The organism is Gabonibacter massiliensis, assembly GCA_001487125.1.
Lineage (GTDB): Bacteria > Bacteroidota > Bacteroidia > Bacteroidales > Marinifilaceae > Gabonibacter > Gabonibacter massiliensis.
Window position 1 is genome coordinate 1014558 of record LN913013.1, and the last position, 16451, is coordinate 1031008.

At 43.0% G+C, this 16451-nt stretch carries 13 protein-coding genes; 6 read left to right on the plus strand and 7 right to left on the minus strand.

The genetic code is table 11. From position 1 onward, the window contains the following. Nucleotides 1–111: 111 nt before the first annotated feature. From ffh to mnmL, 4 genes are all read right to left on the minus strand, one after another. Complete coding sequence (gene ffh, locus BN3283_RS08530; protein WP_041504290.1) at nucleotides 112–1437, minus strand: signal recognition particle protein; 1326 nt, start codon at nucleotides 1435–1437, stop codon at nucleotides 112–114. A gap of 204 nt (nucleotides 1438–1641) precedes the next feature. Next, nucleotides 1642–2301, minus strand: coding sequence for a hypothetical protein (locus BN3283_RS08535; RefSeq protein WP_041504289.1), 660 nt, complete (start codon nucleotides 2299–2301; stop codon nucleotides 1642–1644). Between the two features lie 224 nt (nucleotides 2302–2525). Then, nucleotides 2526–3017: a prolyl-tRNA synthetase associated domain-containing protein gene (locus BN3283_RS08540; RefSeq protein WP_041504288.1), complete on the minus strand. Its 492-nt coding sequence runs from the start codon at nucleotides 3015–3017 to the stop codon at nucleotides 2526–2528. Nucleotides 3018–3192: 175 nt separating this feature from the next. Next, nucleotides 3193–4143 (minus strand): tRNA modification radical SAM protein MnmL/YtqA, encoded by a 951-nt coding sequence (gene mnmL, locus BN3283_RS08545; RefSeq protein ID WP_059026389.1) that lies wholly within the window; start codon nucleotides 4141–4143, stop codon nucleotides 3193–3195. 301 nt (nucleotides 4144–4444) lie between these two features. On the opposite strand from mnmL, the gene BN3283_RS14510 reads away from it, so the two are divergent. The 6 genes from BN3283_RS14510 to ppdK all read left to right on the plus strand — a co-directional run bounded on the left by BN3283_RS14510 (nucleotide 4445) and on the right by ppdK (nucleotide 12893). Continuing rightward, complete coding sequence (locus tag BN3283_RS14510; protein WP_154665526.1) at nucleotides 4445–4618, plus strand: hypothetical protein; 174 nt, start codon at nucleotides 4445–4447, stop codon at nucleotides 4616–4618. A 328-nt stretch (nucleotides 4619–4946) separates the two neighbouring features. Continuing rightward, a complete protein-coding gene (locus BN3283_RS08555) occupies nucleotides 4947–5426 on the plus strand; it encodes a hypothetical protein (RefSeq protein ID WP_059026391.1) in 480 nt (159 codons plus the stop codon). 36 nt (nucleotides 5427–5462) lie between these two features. Continuing rightward, nucleotides 5463–5927 carry a hypothetical protein gene (locus BN3283_RS08560; protein ID WP_059026392.1) on the plus strand — a complete coding sequence of 155 codons (465 nt, stop codon included), beginning with the start codon at nucleotides 5463–5465 and terminating at the stop codon, nucleotides 5925–5927. A gap of 102 nt (nucleotides 5928–6029) precedes the next feature. Then, a complete protein-coding gene (locus tag BN3283_RS08565; RefSeq protein ID WP_147625567.1) occupies nucleotides 6030–6416 on the plus strand; it encodes a hypothetical protein in 387 nt (128 codons plus the stop codon). 32 nt (nucleotides 6417–6448) lie between these two features. Next, complete coding sequence (locus BN3283_RS08570) at nucleotides 6449–9778, plus strand: golvesin C-terminal-like domain-containing protein (RefSeq protein WP_059026394.1); 3330 nt, start codon at nucleotides 6449–6451, stop codon at nucleotides 9776–9778. A 382-nt stretch (nucleotides 9779–10160) separates the two neighbouring features. Beyond that, nucleotides 10161–12893, plus strand: coding sequence for a pyruvate, phosphate dikinase (ppdK, locus tag BN3283_RS08575; protein WP_059026395.1), 2733 nt, complete (start codon nucleotides 10161–10163; stop codon nucleotides 12891–12893). 208 nt (nucleotides 12894–13101) lie between these two features. On the opposite strand, the gene meaB is transcribed toward ppdK, so the two are convergent. The 3 genes from meaB to BN3283_RS08590 form a co-directional block, all read right to left on the minus strand. After that, nucleotides 13102–14208 carry a methylmalonyl Co-A mutase-associated GTPase MeaB gene (gene meaB, locus BN3283_RS08580; RefSeq protein ID WP_286137612.1) on the minus strand — a complete coding sequence of 369 codons (1107 nt, stop codon included), beginning with the start codon at nucleotides 14206–14208 and terminating at the stop codon, nucleotides 13102–13104. 147 nt (nucleotides 14209–14355) lie between these two features. Beyond that, a complete protein-coding gene (locus tag BN3283_RS08585; RefSeq protein ID WP_059026396.1) occupies nucleotides 14356–15861 on the minus strand; it encodes a glutamine synthetase family protein in 1506 nt (501 codons plus the stop codon). Between the two features lie 126 nt (nucleotides 15862–15987). Further along, on the minus strand, nucleotides 15988–16431 hold the full coding sequence (locus BN3283_RS08590) for a type I restriction enzyme HsdR N-terminal domain-containing protein (protein WP_059026397.1): 444 nt from the start codon (nucleotides 16429–16431) through the stop codon (nucleotides 15988–15990). Nucleotides 16432–16451 lie beyond the last annotated feature (20 nt).

The window sequence follows — 16451 nt, forward strand, 5'->3', positions numbered from 1 at the left end:
TTGCCTGATCTTTTTAATGCAAATCGTAGCTTACCAATCTCCCCATCGTTACTCACTCATTCTTATAATCGCTTAATCCAAAATCTACAATTGTCAATCGTCAATTAATTATTATCTTCTTCTCATAGCGGCATTTCCCATCATCTTACCGCCCTTGGACAACATCCGCATCATTTTTTTAGACTCATCGAATTGTTTCAGCAAACGATTTACATCCTGAATGGTTGTTCCGCTTCCCATGGCTATACGTTTACGGCGAGAACCGTTGATCAATTCCGGGTTTTCTCGCTCCTGGGGTGTCATGGAAAAAATAATAGCCTCCACTCCTTTAAAAGCATCATCATCGATATCCACATCTTTCAAAGCACGCCCTACACCGGGAATCATAGAAGCCAAATCTTTTATATTTCCCATTTTTTTTATCTGTTGTATCTGACTCAGGAAATCGTTGAAATTGAATTGATTCTTGGCAATCTTTTTCTGCAATTTTTTGGCTTCTTCCGCATCGAATTGTTCTTGAGCCTTCTCTACCAAGGAAACGATATCTCCCATTCCCAAGATTCGGTCTGCCATACGTTCCGGATGGAATACATCCAAAGCTTCCAACTTCTCTCCCGTTCCGACAAATTTAATCGGTTTATCCACCACCGTACGGATAGACAACGCGGCTCCGCCGCGCGTATCTCCATCTAATTTCGTCAGGACAACACCGTTAAAATTCAACCGATCGTTAAATTCCTTAGCCGTATTCACCGCATCTTGTCCGGTCATGGCATCCACCACGAACAAAGTTTCATTAGGCTCTATCGCTTTTTTTATCGCAGAGATCTCATTCATCATCTGCTCATCGATAGCCAAACGTCCCGCCGTATCGACGATAACGACGTCCCGCCCTGTCGCTTTCGCCTGCCTTATGGCATTTAAAGCAATCTGCACGGGATTATTATTCCCTTCTTCGCTATATACCGGAACACCGATCTGCTCACCCAATACTTTCAACTGCTCGATAGCAGCCGGCCGATAGACGTCGCAGGCAACCAACAAAGGATTCTTCCCCTTTTTGGTCTTCAACAAATTGGCTAACTTCCCGGAGAAAGTGGTCTTACCGGAACCTTGTAATCCGGACATCAGAATAACGGCCGGATTTCCTTTTATATCAATATCAACATGGGTTCCCCCCATCAACTGGATCAACTCGTCATGCACGATCTTCACCATCATCTGCCCCGGTTTCACCGCCGTGAGCACGTTCATGCCCAACGCCTTCTCCTTTACCGTATTGGTAAATTCCTTCGCGATTTTATAGTTTACATCGGCATCCAATAACGAACGTCTCACCTCTTTCAGGGTTTCAGCCACATTGATCTCTGTTATTCTCCCCTGTCCTTTTAAAATCTGAAACGACTTTTCTAATCTTTCGGATAGATTCTCAAACATATGCTATTAATTGAAATTTGGAAATTGAAAAATGCCCTTATCGCATCTGTCTTTCTCTACTAAATTCTCTATTTATTCATTTCTTGCAAAATTAGTAATTTTAACCGTCAATCTAAAAACTAAATGTTAAAAACTAAAAACACGACACGATATCATCCATATTCACATAAAACAAATACATTTTATAAACTTTTATCTCACTATTTATTTCCGGCTTATATTCTTTAAAACCACGAATGTCTTATCTATTAAAGAATTATCCACTACTACCGTAAATTCATTCGTGGAAGAAATAACCTCGGTCAGGTTAATTCCCTCCCAGGATAACTCTTTCATTATACTGTAATAGAAACCGGGTTGCAGGATATTTCCCTTGGGCAGTTTTAGCGTCACGGAAGACAAACCGCTTTGTTTAAATATACATTGTTCTCCTTTAAAATAGTTATCGATAGCCGCCTCCATCGTATCGCTCACGACTAAATTCGTCTCGAATACCCCCTGTACCATCGTGTAAAAAACCTCCTCTTTTTGGGATATATTTTTCAATACACGAATATGACACTCCAACAATGTATTGGAATTTTTAAACGTGTAATCACATAAATTACTTCGCAATATGATATCTCCCATATTATTAAGCAACTTATTCAACTGCACCTGCTCACGGACCTGAAAATAGGGAGCCAAACGATTCAAGGCCATAACAATCGCTCCCGGATTAACCTCTTTTTTCAACGCCGCTTCCACCTCCGATTTGATCTGCCGGGCCAAAGCCGAAATATTAATCAACCCCATGGCTAAAGACTCCGACAGATAGGGTTTATGCTTCACGATATCTTCTACAACCTGTGCTACACTCAACATATTTATTAATCTAAAAGTTTATAAAATTCATAACGTCCGTCATATCAATAGGGTCCAAATCCTAATCACACCATCTCTTTAATCTCCCGATCCACGTATTCATTGTAGATTGTAAATTTTAGATTGTAAATTGAACGTTATTTTCTTATTTTACAATCTAATCTCTAAATCGCTCAATCTCTAAATCCTTTAATCCACTATCCTCAATCTCTTCAATCCCCTAATCAATACAGTTCTATCCACTCGTAACCGTTCCCGGTTTGATCCATGTACCGGATAAAATCTTCTACTTTAACAGCCAAAGAAGCCCGATTATCATTCGGATGAAAAGAGAGTTTTTGTGCCTTTCGTAAATTCTCATCCAAAAAAACATGTACATGATGTTCCGTATCATTGATTAACCCGAAAGGACTTACGGAACCGGGACGCAAGCCTAAGTATTTCTCCATTCTTTTCTCCGAAGCGAAACTCAATTTTCCCTGTTGCAGCCTTTTCTCCAAATCATGAATGGCCAAATCGTGATCACAGTCGAATATGACTAAATAATGCCGGTCTCCTTTATGATTCCGGAAAAATAAATTTTTACAATGGGTACTGTCCAGGTTCTTCCAATATTGCCTGGCAATTTCTATGGTCGGAGCTGCCGGATGCTCCACATAATCGAACGTAATTCCCAACGTTGCCAAAATTTCATATACCTTCTCTTGTCCTACCATATATACTACAAATTTCAAAAAACTTATCTCTCAATCACGAAATCCGTTCATCGTAAATTTTAGATCAATCGAATTCAGGGATTCAATTTGAATCTCAAAACCGCTTAATCTCAGAATCCTTTAATCTATAATCCTCAATCTTTTCAATCTCCCAATCATTATATCGCATAATCATTCAATTATTCAATCCCTTTATCCCCTGATCTCTCCATTTCCCTTGCCATACCTCTCTCTCTTCCAAACGTTTTTCCAACATGGCCGCAAACTCAAAATTCTTCACGCCCCATTTGGGAGCAATCAGATAATCCGAAGGAGCCTGATTCACGAAACGCTCTAAATATAGATCCGGACGGACATGCCCGATCACGTCCACCACGAACTCTAAATAATCTTCCAAAGTGTAAAGTCCGAACGCATCCGGGGCCGCCGCATACTGCTCAGCCATACGGGTACCCTTTATAATCTGTAACTGATGCAGTTTCAACACTTGTATCGGCAACTCGCACAAACGGACAGCTCCGGTCAACATCTCATCCCGGCTCTCTCCGGGTAAACCGAATATCAGATGGGCACCGACAGCAACTCCCCGTTTGGCTGTCTCCCGAATAGCCCATTCCGATTCGGCATAACCATGCCCTCTATTGATACGACATAAAACCTCATCGTGAACCGATTCGACACCGTACTCCACGCAAACATATCTTTCACGCGACAACTCTCCCAAATAATCTAAAATTTCCGGGGTAACCGTGTCCGGACGGGTACCGATCACCAAACCGACAATCTTCGGATGCGATAAAGCCTCGGCGTAGCGCTTCCGCAAAACATCCATGGGTGCATACGTATTCGAGTAAGACTGAAAATAGGCCAAATATTTCTGCCCCTTATATTTCGCATCGAAAAAGCGAATTCCCTCCTCTATCTGACGGGTAATACTCCCCGCACGCCGGCAGTATTCAGGCGTAAAGCTCTCGTTATTACAAAAAGTACATCCTCCCGTTCCCTTGCTCCCGTCCCTGTTCGGACAGGTAAATCCCCCGTCTATAGAGAGTTTTTGCACCCGCTCCTGAAATAAACCTTTAAAAAAAGTCGGATAATCCCTGTATCTTCTTTGCCTTGTATTCATTAACCTCGACACTTCTATTGAAGTTGCGAAAATACACTTTTTCTGTTAAATATTTAACATCTCTCTCTCTCTTTTCATGATTCTTTTCCCAAAACAATCACAACACACCCCCTTAAAGAAATACGGAGACTCTCTTTTACCAACCTTTCCGCTCATACCTCCTTTTGAATTTCACATTAGTTTAAATAATCATTATAAATTGATTATTAATTTTTATTATTATCATTTGGATTTTAAAATACAATAAATTATATTTGAAGAGATATTTTATAATTTATATTTATAATGTTAAATTTATAAAATGAAAAAAATGGAATTTGTTATTCGCAGCGTTGCTATGCTTCGTTGGAATGGAGGCAAAAGCCCAGAAGGATACCACTCGTCAAAAAAGAATAATTCAAGAAGTGATTTCCCAACAAAAAACGTGGCAAACGAAGGTATACTTCTTGAACAAGGGCAAACCGATGAAGATTAAAGAATCTGTCATTCAACAAGGTACCACGCTTATCGTCGAGGTTGCCTGGAATCCTCAACTAATAAAAAAAGTCGTTTTTGACACTGTCGTCTATAGGCCTACCCCACAAGAGATCAAAGACTGTAAATACACGTTTACGATCAAGCTTAAAAAAAACAACGACATACGATTATAAAACATACGATCATGACGATAAAGAATTATTAATTTCCCGTAAAATCACGGTAACGGATAAAAACGGGGTAGAAATAAAAGAAGAAGAGTTAAAAAATTATCAAGAAAGAAAGGAAGTAAATAACGTTAATTACTTCATTAAAAATCAAACATTATGAAAAAATGGTGCTTACTATTTGCGGTGTTATTATGCCTTGTAGGGATGGAAACAAACGCTCAATCTAAGGACACCGCTTCACAAGGTAAAATGAAAACAACCCAGGAAGTAGTTTCCCGAAAAGAAATCTGGCTTTCCAGAGTATATTTTTTGAATAAAGGCCAAAAAATGAAAATTAAAGAGTCTATTATTCCAAAAGGTACCACGCTTACCGTCGAGGTGGCTTGGAATCCCCAGATGATAAAAAAAGTCGTATTCGATACCACGGTTTACAAACCGACTCTTCAAGAAATTAAAGCCGGGAAATACACGTTCACGATTAAGCCAGAAAGAACAACGACCTATAACTACAAACACTACTATCAAGACGGTAAAGAAGAATCAGCTTCCCGCAAAATTACGGTAACCGATAAAAACGGGGTCGAGATAAAAGAAGAAGAAGAAGAAGTAAAAAACAATTTACAAGAAAAGAAATAAATAACGTTAATTACTAATCATTAAAAATCAAACATTATGAAAAAATGGTGTCTATTATTTGTAGTAACATTATGTTGCACGATGGCGGAAGTAAAAGCACAAGCAAAAGATACTACTTCCCAAAAAAAAATAAAAACAATTGTAAAAGAAATTTCCCGAGAAGAAAAATGGGCTTCTTACGTGTATTTTCGGGACAAAGGTAAACTGACGAAAGTGGAAGGGACTGTTATTCAAAAAGGTACCCCGCTTACTGTAGAGGTAGCCTGGAATCCCCAAGTAGTAAAAACGATAGTTTTTGATACAGCTGTTTACAAGCCAACAACACAAGAGATCAAGAACTGTAAATACACGTTCGTAATCAAACCGGAAAGAACAACGACCTATAAATACAAATTCTATTATCAGAACGGGCAAGAACGAGTAGTTTCCCGCAAAATTACGGTAACCGATAAAAACGGGATAGAAATAAAAATCAAAAATAATCCCAAAGAAAAGGAATAAACGAGATTAATTACTTTCAATAAAAATTCAAACAGCATGAAGATCAAAAAATTTACAGTCACATGCTTTTTTATCATAGCATTATTTACAGTAAATGCCTCCATGGCACAAAGAATCTCTCCCGAGAATAGTAACGTACAAATGTACGTAGACGACTCGTATATCATGCAATATCATATTGATCCAGAAGGTTTTATATTAGTAAGCAGATCAGTCATATCAAATAATCCTGATATTGTATCCGTAACAGAACTCCAGTTTCACAATTCCAATAGCATATTCAGCTGGATTTTAAGACTCGTGGGGATTAGAATCGGAACTGCCGTGATAACGACCTCAATAATATTTACGAATCAGTATGGAAATGACATAATCGTAACAACAAATACATTCGTTACCACCATGTGGTATACGGAATTCCGACAAGCACCATCCGCTTCGACGAATATAGTGATCGGCGACGCTATAAAGGAGGAAGATCAGCCATAACCGAACCTTATTAATTAAATACAAATAGTATCGTGGATTTAAAGAAGGTAAAAGTCGTGGCTTCATACGAGGCTCGAGCGATATGCCGTTCATTTCTTTTTTGGGTTCTGGTTACACTTACCATCGGGGGCATAACCTTATTGCAATGGTTGGTACAAGGTAAAGTAACCGCATGGGGGTGGAGTTGGTTGATGCATCACCAAACCTTTTCATTTCCATTGGTAAATGCTTACCTCTATAATATCGTGCAGAGCTTCATCGTGATCTTTGTGTGGGTAAATCTGTTTACCCGGGAACAAAGAGGAGGCATGTTAGAGTCGTTACACGCCCGTTCCGTGAGTAACGGGGAGTATTTCCTCGGTAAAACAGTGGGAATCATTTTTGTACTACTCGCTGTAGGATTCTTTTCCCTGCTCGCGTGTTGCGGGATAAACATCTGGGGTAGTCAGGCACCCTTTAACCCGTTGTATTATTTGTATTATTTCCTAACACTAACAGTACCGTCTCTGATATTCTTCACGGGATTCGCGTTGTGGATGACGTGGCTGGCTCGCTCCCGGGTATTATCCGCGATATTATTATTGATATTCCTTTATTGCTCGGTAACAATTTTGCCGGGTGTATTCCATGGGCTGTTCGACTTCACGGGGAGTTCCTTGTCGAATATTTTTTCCGTGGCAACAGGCCATGTGGACGGCTGGCATTATTTGCTCCACCGTTCGGCTTACTTGTTGGCAGGAGTCGGTTTTACCTACTGGGCAATTCGTTTCTGTAAACGAATACCGAACGAACAACGAACGATTGCCCGATGCTGTTACGGTGGCATCGCCTTGCTGTTTATCGGGATGCTATTAGGCAGTATTTACGCTCGTGACTTCATGCAGGAAAAATCTGCGAGGGCCGAATTTCGTGCCGCTTTTGACCGTCATGCCGGAGAAAAATCTTGTAGAGTGTCGAGGCACGATATCACGCTCCGTCAAACGGGCGACCGGATCACATCCGTTAGCGACTTGACGTTACAAAATCCGAACAAGGAAGCGGTATCCCGTATCGTGTTGTACCTAAATCCGGGATTGACGGTAAAGCATATAGAGGAACGGGATAAACCGCTTGCCTTTACCCGCGACGGCCAGGCGATATTGATCGAGCGTTCTCTGGCAGCCGGAGATAGCGTCCGTTTATCCGTACGTTACTCCGGTGTACCGGATGGCAGGATAGCTTACTTAGATTCAGACGACAAATCGTATTACGACACGAGACGCAATAATAATTTCTTCCACCTGGGTCGTCGCCACGTGTTGGCAAGCAATACCGCGTTGGTACTGGTTCCGGAAGTAATGTGGTATCCCGTGACCATCCCTCCCGTCAACCCCTCCCTCCCGTTCTTGTCAGGTAAAGACTATACGCTTTATCGCCTCCGGGTCGTGGCCCCCGTACAACCGGTCGTATTATCACAGGGCAAACCGTCCCGGCAAGGCGACACGCTATTGTTTTCGCCATCCCGTCCGTTGGAAGGAGTAACTCTCTGTGCCGGAAATTACGAGCATCGAACGATATCTTTACAAGATATAAAAGTGGATTGGTATTATTTCAAAGAAAATGATTTCGTAACACCTCTTATCCAACAATTCGACGGGGAAAAAATTTTAAAGCAAGTAGAAACAAATATTTTAACCAGCTTAGGAAAGGTTATCTCTTTTTCTATTTACGCTCCCGAAAAAGAAGATCATATCTCAGACTTTATACTGCGCCGGGATTGGTACACGGACGAAGGAGGTCGCCTGCTGTTGGTGGAAACCCCGCTCCCGTTTGTTTCTCATGCCCGGACATGGAAAGGACGAAGCGAATACGTTCAACCGGGAATGGTGTTGTTAGGCGAACGAGGAATAGGAATGAACATGAATGCTTACGCTTTCTTTTCACGGAAAAACGCAAAACAAGAGGAAGAAGCAATACGTCTCATCAGAGGTTCTTTTTTGATAACAAATCCTTTTTTAGACCCGTCGAGTCTCAGCAACGCAAATAACCCGTTTTTAGAGAGACTCAATTTAAAAAAAGCTCGCCTAAGCCCTTCTTTCGTATTAAACCCCTATTGTTGTCTGCCTATGTTTACAGAACCGGCAGTGACCATCGTCTCCTCCCGTTACCGGACAATCGACCGGATATTAAAACAATTCATCGCCAAAGGCGAACATTACCCCAAAGCTGCAAATACGATAATCATTTACAACAGCGATCTGGCCGCTCACGTTTACCTGCAAGATCACACGTTAGAAGAGGCGCTGCAAGACCGAAGTATTCCGTCTTACGTTTTGCAGCAGATGATGGCTTTAAAAACAGGAGCTTTATTGGATCGCGTGGCGGTTCATGTTCCGCAAAAGAAATTCTACCGGTTCCTGCGCTCCTTTTATACCGCATATCAGGGGGAAATTCCTCTCGATACGTTATGCCAGGTCATACGATCGGAGTTGGAATTTGATTTCGAGCAAGTATTACAGGCGTGGGATTCCCAAGCAGTAACGAACTTTCGGGTACAAAATTTAAAGAACGAACGAGTGGAACAAGAGTACGGGAGTGGATGGATGGCTCGTTTTCAAATTTGGAACACGGGAGAACACCCGGGCTTCATCGTTTACTCTTTTTCCCACGAGGGATCCTATCATCTTTGGCTTCAACCGGGAGAATGCAAGGAGGTCCGCTTGCACGGGAGTTCAAATATGTTTACCTTGGATTTGGGTATCTCGCGTAATCTCCCATCCGTCATGCAAACCACTGAAACCGGAACCACCCGGGACACGAGAGAAGGAATTAAGGATATATCGCCGTCAGTGTTCATTCCCCAAAACGGAGAAATCATCGTGGACAACGAGGACCCCGGATTCAGATTGATCTTTCCGGGAAATAACCGGTCGAAATTTTTCTCCGAAAAGAGTTCCGGCGGAGAGATGATCCTGACAGGCCCCTGGCAAAAAGAGTTTCGCGGTAATGCTTACGGAAACGAGTACAAGAGTATATACCTGAAAAGAGCCGGAAACGGCTCCTGTAAAGCAGAATGGTCAGCCGACATCCCCGAAGACGGAATTTACGAGATTCTTGCAATGCACCCCGAGGCGTGGAGCCCCCAGAAAGCCCAATACTACACGGTAAAAGGAGAAGGATTGAAATCCGAAGAAATCTTACTCCCGTGGGAAAAAGGGAGATGGGCTTCTTTGGGTGAATTCGAATTAAAACGAGGAAAATCGTTCGTGATCTTAGACGATAGGGCCCCTGTAAAAAAAGAGGAGGAAAAAGACAAACGCCACACCCCACTTAAAAGCATAGTGGCCGATGCAGTGAAATGGGTGAAAATCAAAGATAAATAAACAAAATAAAGCGATAACCACCATCACCTATAAAAACATATTCGTACCCTGCATACTATTTCCGTAATCCCTTCGCCTAAAATTGGACAATAGACACTAAAAAGTTTGACAAAAGTTTATTCTTTTTTGTTACCTCATCAAAAAAAGATAAATTTACATCCAATAAGTAAGAAAAGTGAATATTTTTCAATCCCCGAACGTTCGCTTGACTTTAATACAAAAAGCTACTTTAGAGATTGAATAAAAAAAACTATATTTGCACCCCTAATCCGGTTGCCGTTGAACCATACGCTTTCCGGGATTAATATTTGGAATACAAGAATGATCTATATAAATAACCGTCTCCTGACAGGCAGGAGATAAATGAAAAATCTAACAGAATATGAGTACGAAGTATGTTTACACTTTTGGCGACGGAAAAGCAGAAGGACGGGCAGATATGAGAAATCTGCTCGGAGGTAAGGGCGCCAATCTTGCCGAAATGAATCTTATCGGAGTTCCTGTACCAGCGGGTTTCACTATTACAACAGAAGTCTGTACGCTCTATAATCAAGAAGGACGTGACGCAGTTGTAAAATTAATAGAATCCGATGTAAAAGCAGGTATTGCCGCAACTGAAAAGTTAATGAATGCCAAGTTCGGTTCAAAGGGTGAAGCCTTCCCTCTTTTGGTTTCCGTACGTTCCGGAGCCCGGGTCTCCATGCCGGGAATGATGGATACGGTTCTTAATTTAGGAATGAACGACGATGCCGTTAAAATCGTTGCGGAGAAATCGGGTAACGCCCGTTTCGCGTGGGATTCTTACCGTCGTTTTGTACAAATGTACGGTGGCGTAGTCATGGGAGTTGCAGCAGCCAAAGGTGAGCACGATCCTTTCGAAGCCGAAATCGATAAATTAAAATTAGAAAAAAATATCGCAAGCGATACCGATTTCACCACAGAAGACTTACAAATTCTGGTAAAGAAATTCAAAGAAGTCGTTAAAAATAAAACCGGTAAAGATTTTCCGACTTGTCCTTGGGAACAACTATGGGGAGCCATCTGCGCCGTGTTCGATTCGTGGATGACCGAACGTGCCATCCTGTATCGTCAACTAAACCAAATCCCTGAAGAGTGGGGAACCGCCGTAAACGTTCAAGCCATGGTATACGGAAACATGGGTAATAGTTCCGCCACGGGAGTAGCTTTCACGCGTGATGCTTCTACCGGAGAGAATATCTTTAACGGAGAATACCTGATCAACGCTCAAGGGGAAGATGTGGTAGCGGGAATCCGTACCCCTCAAGAGATTACCATTGAAGGTTCGCGCCGTTGGGCCAAACAACAAAATATAACCGAAGAGGTTCGGGCCAGCTTTTATCCTTCCCTGGAGGAGACGATGCCTCAAGCCTTCGCCGACCTCAATGCCACACAACAAAAGTTGGAGGATTATTTCCACGATATGCAAGATTTGGAATTTACTATCCAGGACGGTAAATTATGGATGCTCCAAACCCGTAACGGAAAACGCACGGGAACGGCTATGGTAAAAATGGCTGTCGACATGTTGAACGAAGGACTGATCGATGAAAAAACGGCCCTTCTCCGCATGGAACCGAATAAATTAGATGAATTACTCCACCCTGTATTCGATAAAGGAGCCAAAGCCAAAGCGAAAGTTTTGACCAAAGGTCTTCCGGCCTCTCCGGGAGCAGCTTGCGGACGGGTCGTATTCTTTGCCGACGAGGCTGAAATCTGGAAAGCCAGAGGAGAACAGGTCATCTTGGTTCGTCTGGAGACCTCTCCCGAAGATTTGCGGGGCATGAACGTTTCCGAGGGCATTCTGACAGCTCGCGGAGGGATGACCTCCCACGCGGCCGTAGTGGCCCGCGGCATGGGTAAATGTTGTGTTTCAGGGGCGGGAGCCATCGTGGTGGATTATGAAAAACGCTGTTTCTCTATAAAAGATACGATCATTTACGAAGGAGACTGGATTTCACTAAACGGGTCTACCGGAGAAGTTTACCTCGGACGGGTAGAGACCGTTGAAGCCGAATTGTCGGAAGACTTCCGCACGATTATGAAGATCGCTGAAAAGTACACCCGCATGCACGTACGTACCAATGCCGATACGCCGCATGACGCCAAAGTAGCCCGCGCATTCGGAGCGAAAGGAATCGGTCTGTGCCGTACGGAGCACATGTTCTTCGAAGGAGACCGTATCAAAGCCGTTCGCGAAATGATCCTGGCCGATGACGAAAACGGCCGCCGTGCCGCCTTAGAGAAACTGCTTCCGATGCAAAGAGGAGATTTCGAAGGTATATTCGAGGCTATGGACGGATTAGGAGTAACCGTTCGTCTGTTGGATCCTCCCTTACATGAGTTTACCCCGAACGAGCTGGAAGCCCAGATCGAAATGGCCAAAGAAATGGGTATTACAGCCGAAGAGGTAAAACAAAAAGTAGATGCTTTGCACGAATTCAACCCGATGTTAGGTCACCGCGGGTGCCGTTTAGGGAATACCTATCCCGAAATTACCGAAATGCAGGCCCGCGCCATCATCGAAGCCGCATGTAACTTGAAATTAAAAGGATTGGATCCTCGTCCGGAAATCATGGTTCCGCTTGTGGGTGACGTGAAGGAATTGAAATTACAGGCTGATATCATCCGCAAAGTAGCAGATTTGGTATTCATCGAGAAAGGCGTAAAAGTAGAATACCTGATCGGTACGATGATCGAAATTCCGCGTGCAGCCATTACGGCAGATTTGATCGCTCAAGAAGCTGACTTCTTCTCGTTCGGTACCAACGACTTAACCCAGATGACATTCGGATTCTCCCGGGACGATGCCGGTAAATTCTTGCCCATCTATATCAATAAAGGAATTCTGAAAAACGATCCGTTCCAGATCTTAGATCAAAACGGCGTGGGACGCCTGGTTGAAATGGGTACCCGCTTAGGTCGCTCTACCAATGAAAAATTAAAAGTCGGTATCTGCGGCGAACACGGTGGAGAGCCATCTTCCGTCATTTTCTGTGACAAAGTAGGTATGAACTATGTTTCTTGTTCCCCCTTCCGCGTTCCCATCGCACGCTTGGCTGCCGCACAAGCCGCTATCATGCATGCCGAGAAATAATTTAAATTATACCCTCGAAAAGAGCTTGGAAATTCCAAGCTCTTTTTTGTTATCGTCAAAGCAACATGAAGCGTTATAAAGATTATCAATAGCAAATAACATGACAAGTTCTAACTCGGAGCATCACACCACACATACAACGTACTAAAAAAAGAGCGATCGGGAAACACAAGTATATCCCCCAATCGTCAAATTTATAATCTGCAATTCAAAATTTACAATTAAAATAGTTATCTAACAACTGAAATGCCGCGGCAAAGGAGCTGACTTCGTTATTCCGAACCTGCCGTTCTGCCTCCTTGATTGCTTCTTTTTGGTTTTGATAGAAGCGATTACGTAACTGCTCGTTAATCGTCTCGTACATCCAGTATTTAGCTTGTTCGCTTCGATGGTGTTCGAAATAACCGTTTTGTTGGGTTTCACTACAATAATGCAAAATGTTTTCCCATATCTTATCGATACCCGTCTTCTCATAGGCGGAGCAAGTCATCACCTGAGGTTCGACGCCCGATTCGTGAGGCGGGAAAAGGTGGAGAGCATTTTGCAATTGCACCTTCGCCAATCCGGCCCGGGTGATATTATTTCCGTCGGCTTTATTGATAATGATAGAATCGGCCATCTCCATGATTCCTCGTTTGATGCCTTGCAATTCATCTCCGGCACCGGCAATTTGTACCAAAAGGAAAAAATCCACCATGGAGTGTACCGCCGTTTCACTCTGCCCCACTCCCACCGTCTCAATCAGGATGATATCAAAACCGGCAGCTTCACAAAGCAACATCGCCTCCCTTGTTTTCCGGGCCACACCTCCTAACGATCCGGCAGAAGGGGAAGGCCGGATATAAGCATGTGGATCACAGGAAAGTTCTTCCATCCGGGTTTTATCTCCTAAAATGCTCCCCTTAGAACGTTCACTGCTCGGGTCGATAGCCAACACGGCAATCTTGTGTCCCTGGGCAGTTAAGAATTTACCGAAAGCCTCGATAAAGGTACTTTTCCCAGCCCCCGGAACTCCCGTGATACCGATTCGTACCGATTTCCCCGTGTTCGGCAAACAACGGTTAATCACCTCCTGAGCCACCGCCTGATGATCGACCCGGGCACTCTCGACCAAGGTAATCGCTTGACTTAAAATATTAATATCCCCTCGGAAAATACCTGATACGTAATCGTCCGTGGTCAACGTCTTTTTCTTAATCTGCTTTAGCCTTTCAAGGATAGCCGGATTCACCGGATCAGGCTGTTCAATTCCTTTATTAACAGCCAACCCCTCGTAACAAGCGTCATTTTCCGGATGTTCTATATTTTGTTGCATAACTCACTTAATTAACATTTACGCGAAGATAACCTTTTAATTGTAGATTATAAATTGCAAATTGACAATTAAAACAACGAATCGAATCCGTGATTCAAAACATCAAATTCAATCACGGAATCTCCGAATCATCAAATCTACAATTGTCTATCCGCAATAGAAATAACGATTGACCAATTCTATGATTTTCTCGGAATGCTCTCCTATGTCCCGACGCAATGTCCGGTCATTATATTTTCTCAGCATTTCGATGGTTCCATCGATCAAACGAGGAGTAAACACGCCATATTCCTCAAATACAGCCCGTTGTTTCTGCAAGAAATCAGCAGACTCGGCACAAGAGGTCGGCAATTGACTCAACCGGGCGACAACGCCTTTATTCGTTTCATCGAATATATTTACATCCACATAGCGTTCTTTTGCATAATCCAATCCGTTCTCCATCTCAAAACCATGACGGGCCGCCACGGCCAAACCGGCCAACAGCAGATATATATCTGCCGAGCCGTCCGGACAACGAAACTCCACCGTCTGTTTCACGCTATGATCCGCATGGGACACCTTTTCCAAAGGATTAGCATCCTTTACCATTTCATTCGCTCCGGTTGTCCACCCCAAAGGCACACGAACCAGTACCGAGCGATTCCGGTCCCCCCAACAAACAGTAGTCGGGGCTTCCTGATGGGGCACCAACCGAAAATAAGAGGTCGGATTCGTATTTCCGAATGCCGTCAAAGAAGGAGCTAAATCCAAGTAACCGGCAATGGCTTTTAAAGCATTATCGGTCAACACCCCGTCTTGAATCATCTGATTTTTTCCCTCCTTCATCAAACGGGTATGAATATGCAATCCGCTCCCTGCCTTACCGACCGTAATCTTAGGGGCAAATGTCAAGTCCACCCCATATTGATAAGCCAATGTCCTCAATATCCATTTGGCAATCATCAATTGATCCGCGGCATCCTCCAAAGTCGTCGGCAGAAACTCTATTTCGTTCTGTTCATACATCAAATCATCTTTCGTGAAATTTCCTACCTCCGAGTGACCATATTTAATCAAACCTCCGGTTTCGGCGATATATTTCATCGCCAACACCCGCAGCTCCTGCCCTTTATTGAAAGGGGTCGATTCGTGATATCCTTTCTGATCCGAAGCCCAAAAAAGCTCTTCTTTATTACTCACTACATAATATTCCAATTCTCCCATCACCTCGAACTCCATTCCCGTAACCTCCTTAAGGGCTTCATGCGCCTTTCTCAAGGTATATTCCGGCGACATCTCCAACGGTTTTCCGTCTTTCGTGTAAAAGCTGCAAAGAATATCAATAGCAGGGACCTCACTAAACGGGTTATAAAAAGCGGTTCTATAACGAGGCACCACGTACAGATCGCTCGCTCCAGCTTCTATATAAGGGAAAAGACTGGAACCGTCCACCCGTTCACCACAGCTCAAAATACCATCCAAATGTTCCAGACTGTTTATTATAAAATTCAATGTTTTCAAACGGCCATCAGCTCCCGGATACCTTAAATTAAGCATTTTAATATCATTCTCTATGATATAACGAATAATATCGGCCTTTGTAAACTCTTTGGGAATTTTTCCTAAAAATCGCACTAACGGATCGGGGTTCAAAGCAAATGCTGGAATCATAACGCTGCTATTTAGTGAATATTTATAAACTTTCCCCGTAAAAATAAAAAAAAGTTACCACAATCGGTCACAACAGGTCAAAATATTACTCTAAAAAGCTCGAACTCACTCCGACAAACATAAAAATCAAGCACCGAAATAAGGGATATCAGCCAATAACCGGAACGCTCTGCTTTCCGTCATTTCACCACAATAAAGCTCACACCCGTTCGTGATGGCCACAAAGCGAGCCTCAACGGAAAGATTATAACGAAAAGCCTGATCGAAAACCACTTGTGAAAGAGATACAGTCGGTGCCTTACACTCCACGATCAAATAGGGCTCTCCTTGCCGATCATAACAAACGATATCAAATCGTTGTTTTAATCCGCAAACCGCCACCTCTTTTTCCACGGCGATCAATCGTACGGGAAATTCCCGGTAAGCCACCAGAAAATGAATGAAGTGCTGCCTCACCCACTCCTCAGGAGTCAAAACGACATACCGTTTGCGAACGATATCAAAAATCAGCATCTGACCTTGCTGTTTTTTCACCTTATAATCGAATGCAGGCAGGCACAGTTCTTTCATCGGATAATATTATGACAAAT

Excerpts from the sequence above, each read along its gene's own strand:
- ffh (WP_041504290.1), bottom strand. The coding sequence starts at position 1,437 with ATGTTTGAGAATCTATCCGAAAGATTAGAAAAGTCGTTTCAGATTTTA.
- BN3283_RS08535 (WP_041504289.1), bottom strand. The coding sequence starts at position 2,301 with ATGTTGAGTGTAGCACAGGTTGTAGAAGATATCGTGAAGCATAAACCC.
- BN3283_RS08540 (WP_041504288.1), bottom strand. The coding sequence starts at position 3,017 with ATGGTAGGACAAGAGAAGGTATATGAAATTTTGGCAACGTTGGGAATT.
- mnmL (WP_059026389.1), bottom strand. The coding sequence starts at position 4,143 with ATGAATACAAGGCAAAGAAGATACAGGGATTATCCGACTTTTTTTAAA.
- BN3283_RS14510 (WP_154665526.1), top strand. The coding sequence starts at position 4,445 with ATGAAAAAAATGGAATTTGTTATTCGCAGCGTTGCTATGCTTCGTTGG.
- BN3283_RS08555 (WP_059026391.1), top strand. The coding sequence starts at position 4,947 with ATGAAAAAATGGTGCTTACTATTTGCGGTGTTATTATGCCTTGTAGGG.
- BN3283_RS08560 (WP_059026392.1), top strand. The coding sequence starts at position 5,463 with ATGAAAAAATGGTGTCTATTATTTGTAGTAACATTATGTTGCACGATG.
- BN3283_RS08565 (WP_147625567.1), top strand. The coding sequence starts at position 6,030 with ATGGCACAAAGAATCTCTCCCGAGAATAGTAACGTACAAATGTACGTA.
- ppdK (WP_059026395.1), top strand. The coding sequence starts at position 10,161 with ATGAGTACGAAGTATGTTTACACTTTTGGCGACGGAAAAGCAGAAGGA.
- meaB (WP_286137612.1), bottom strand. The coding sequence starts at position 14,208 with ATGCAACAAAATATAGAACATCCGGAAAATGACGCTTGTTACGAGGGG.
- BN3283_RS08585 (WP_059026396.1), bottom strand. The coding sequence starts at position 15,861 with ATGATTCCAGCATTTGCTTTGAACCCCGATCCGTTAGTGCGATTTTTA.
- BN3283_RS08590 (WP_059026397.1), bottom strand. The coding sequence starts at position 16,431 with ATGAAAGAACTGTGCCTGCCTGCATTCGATTATAAGGTGAAAAAACAG.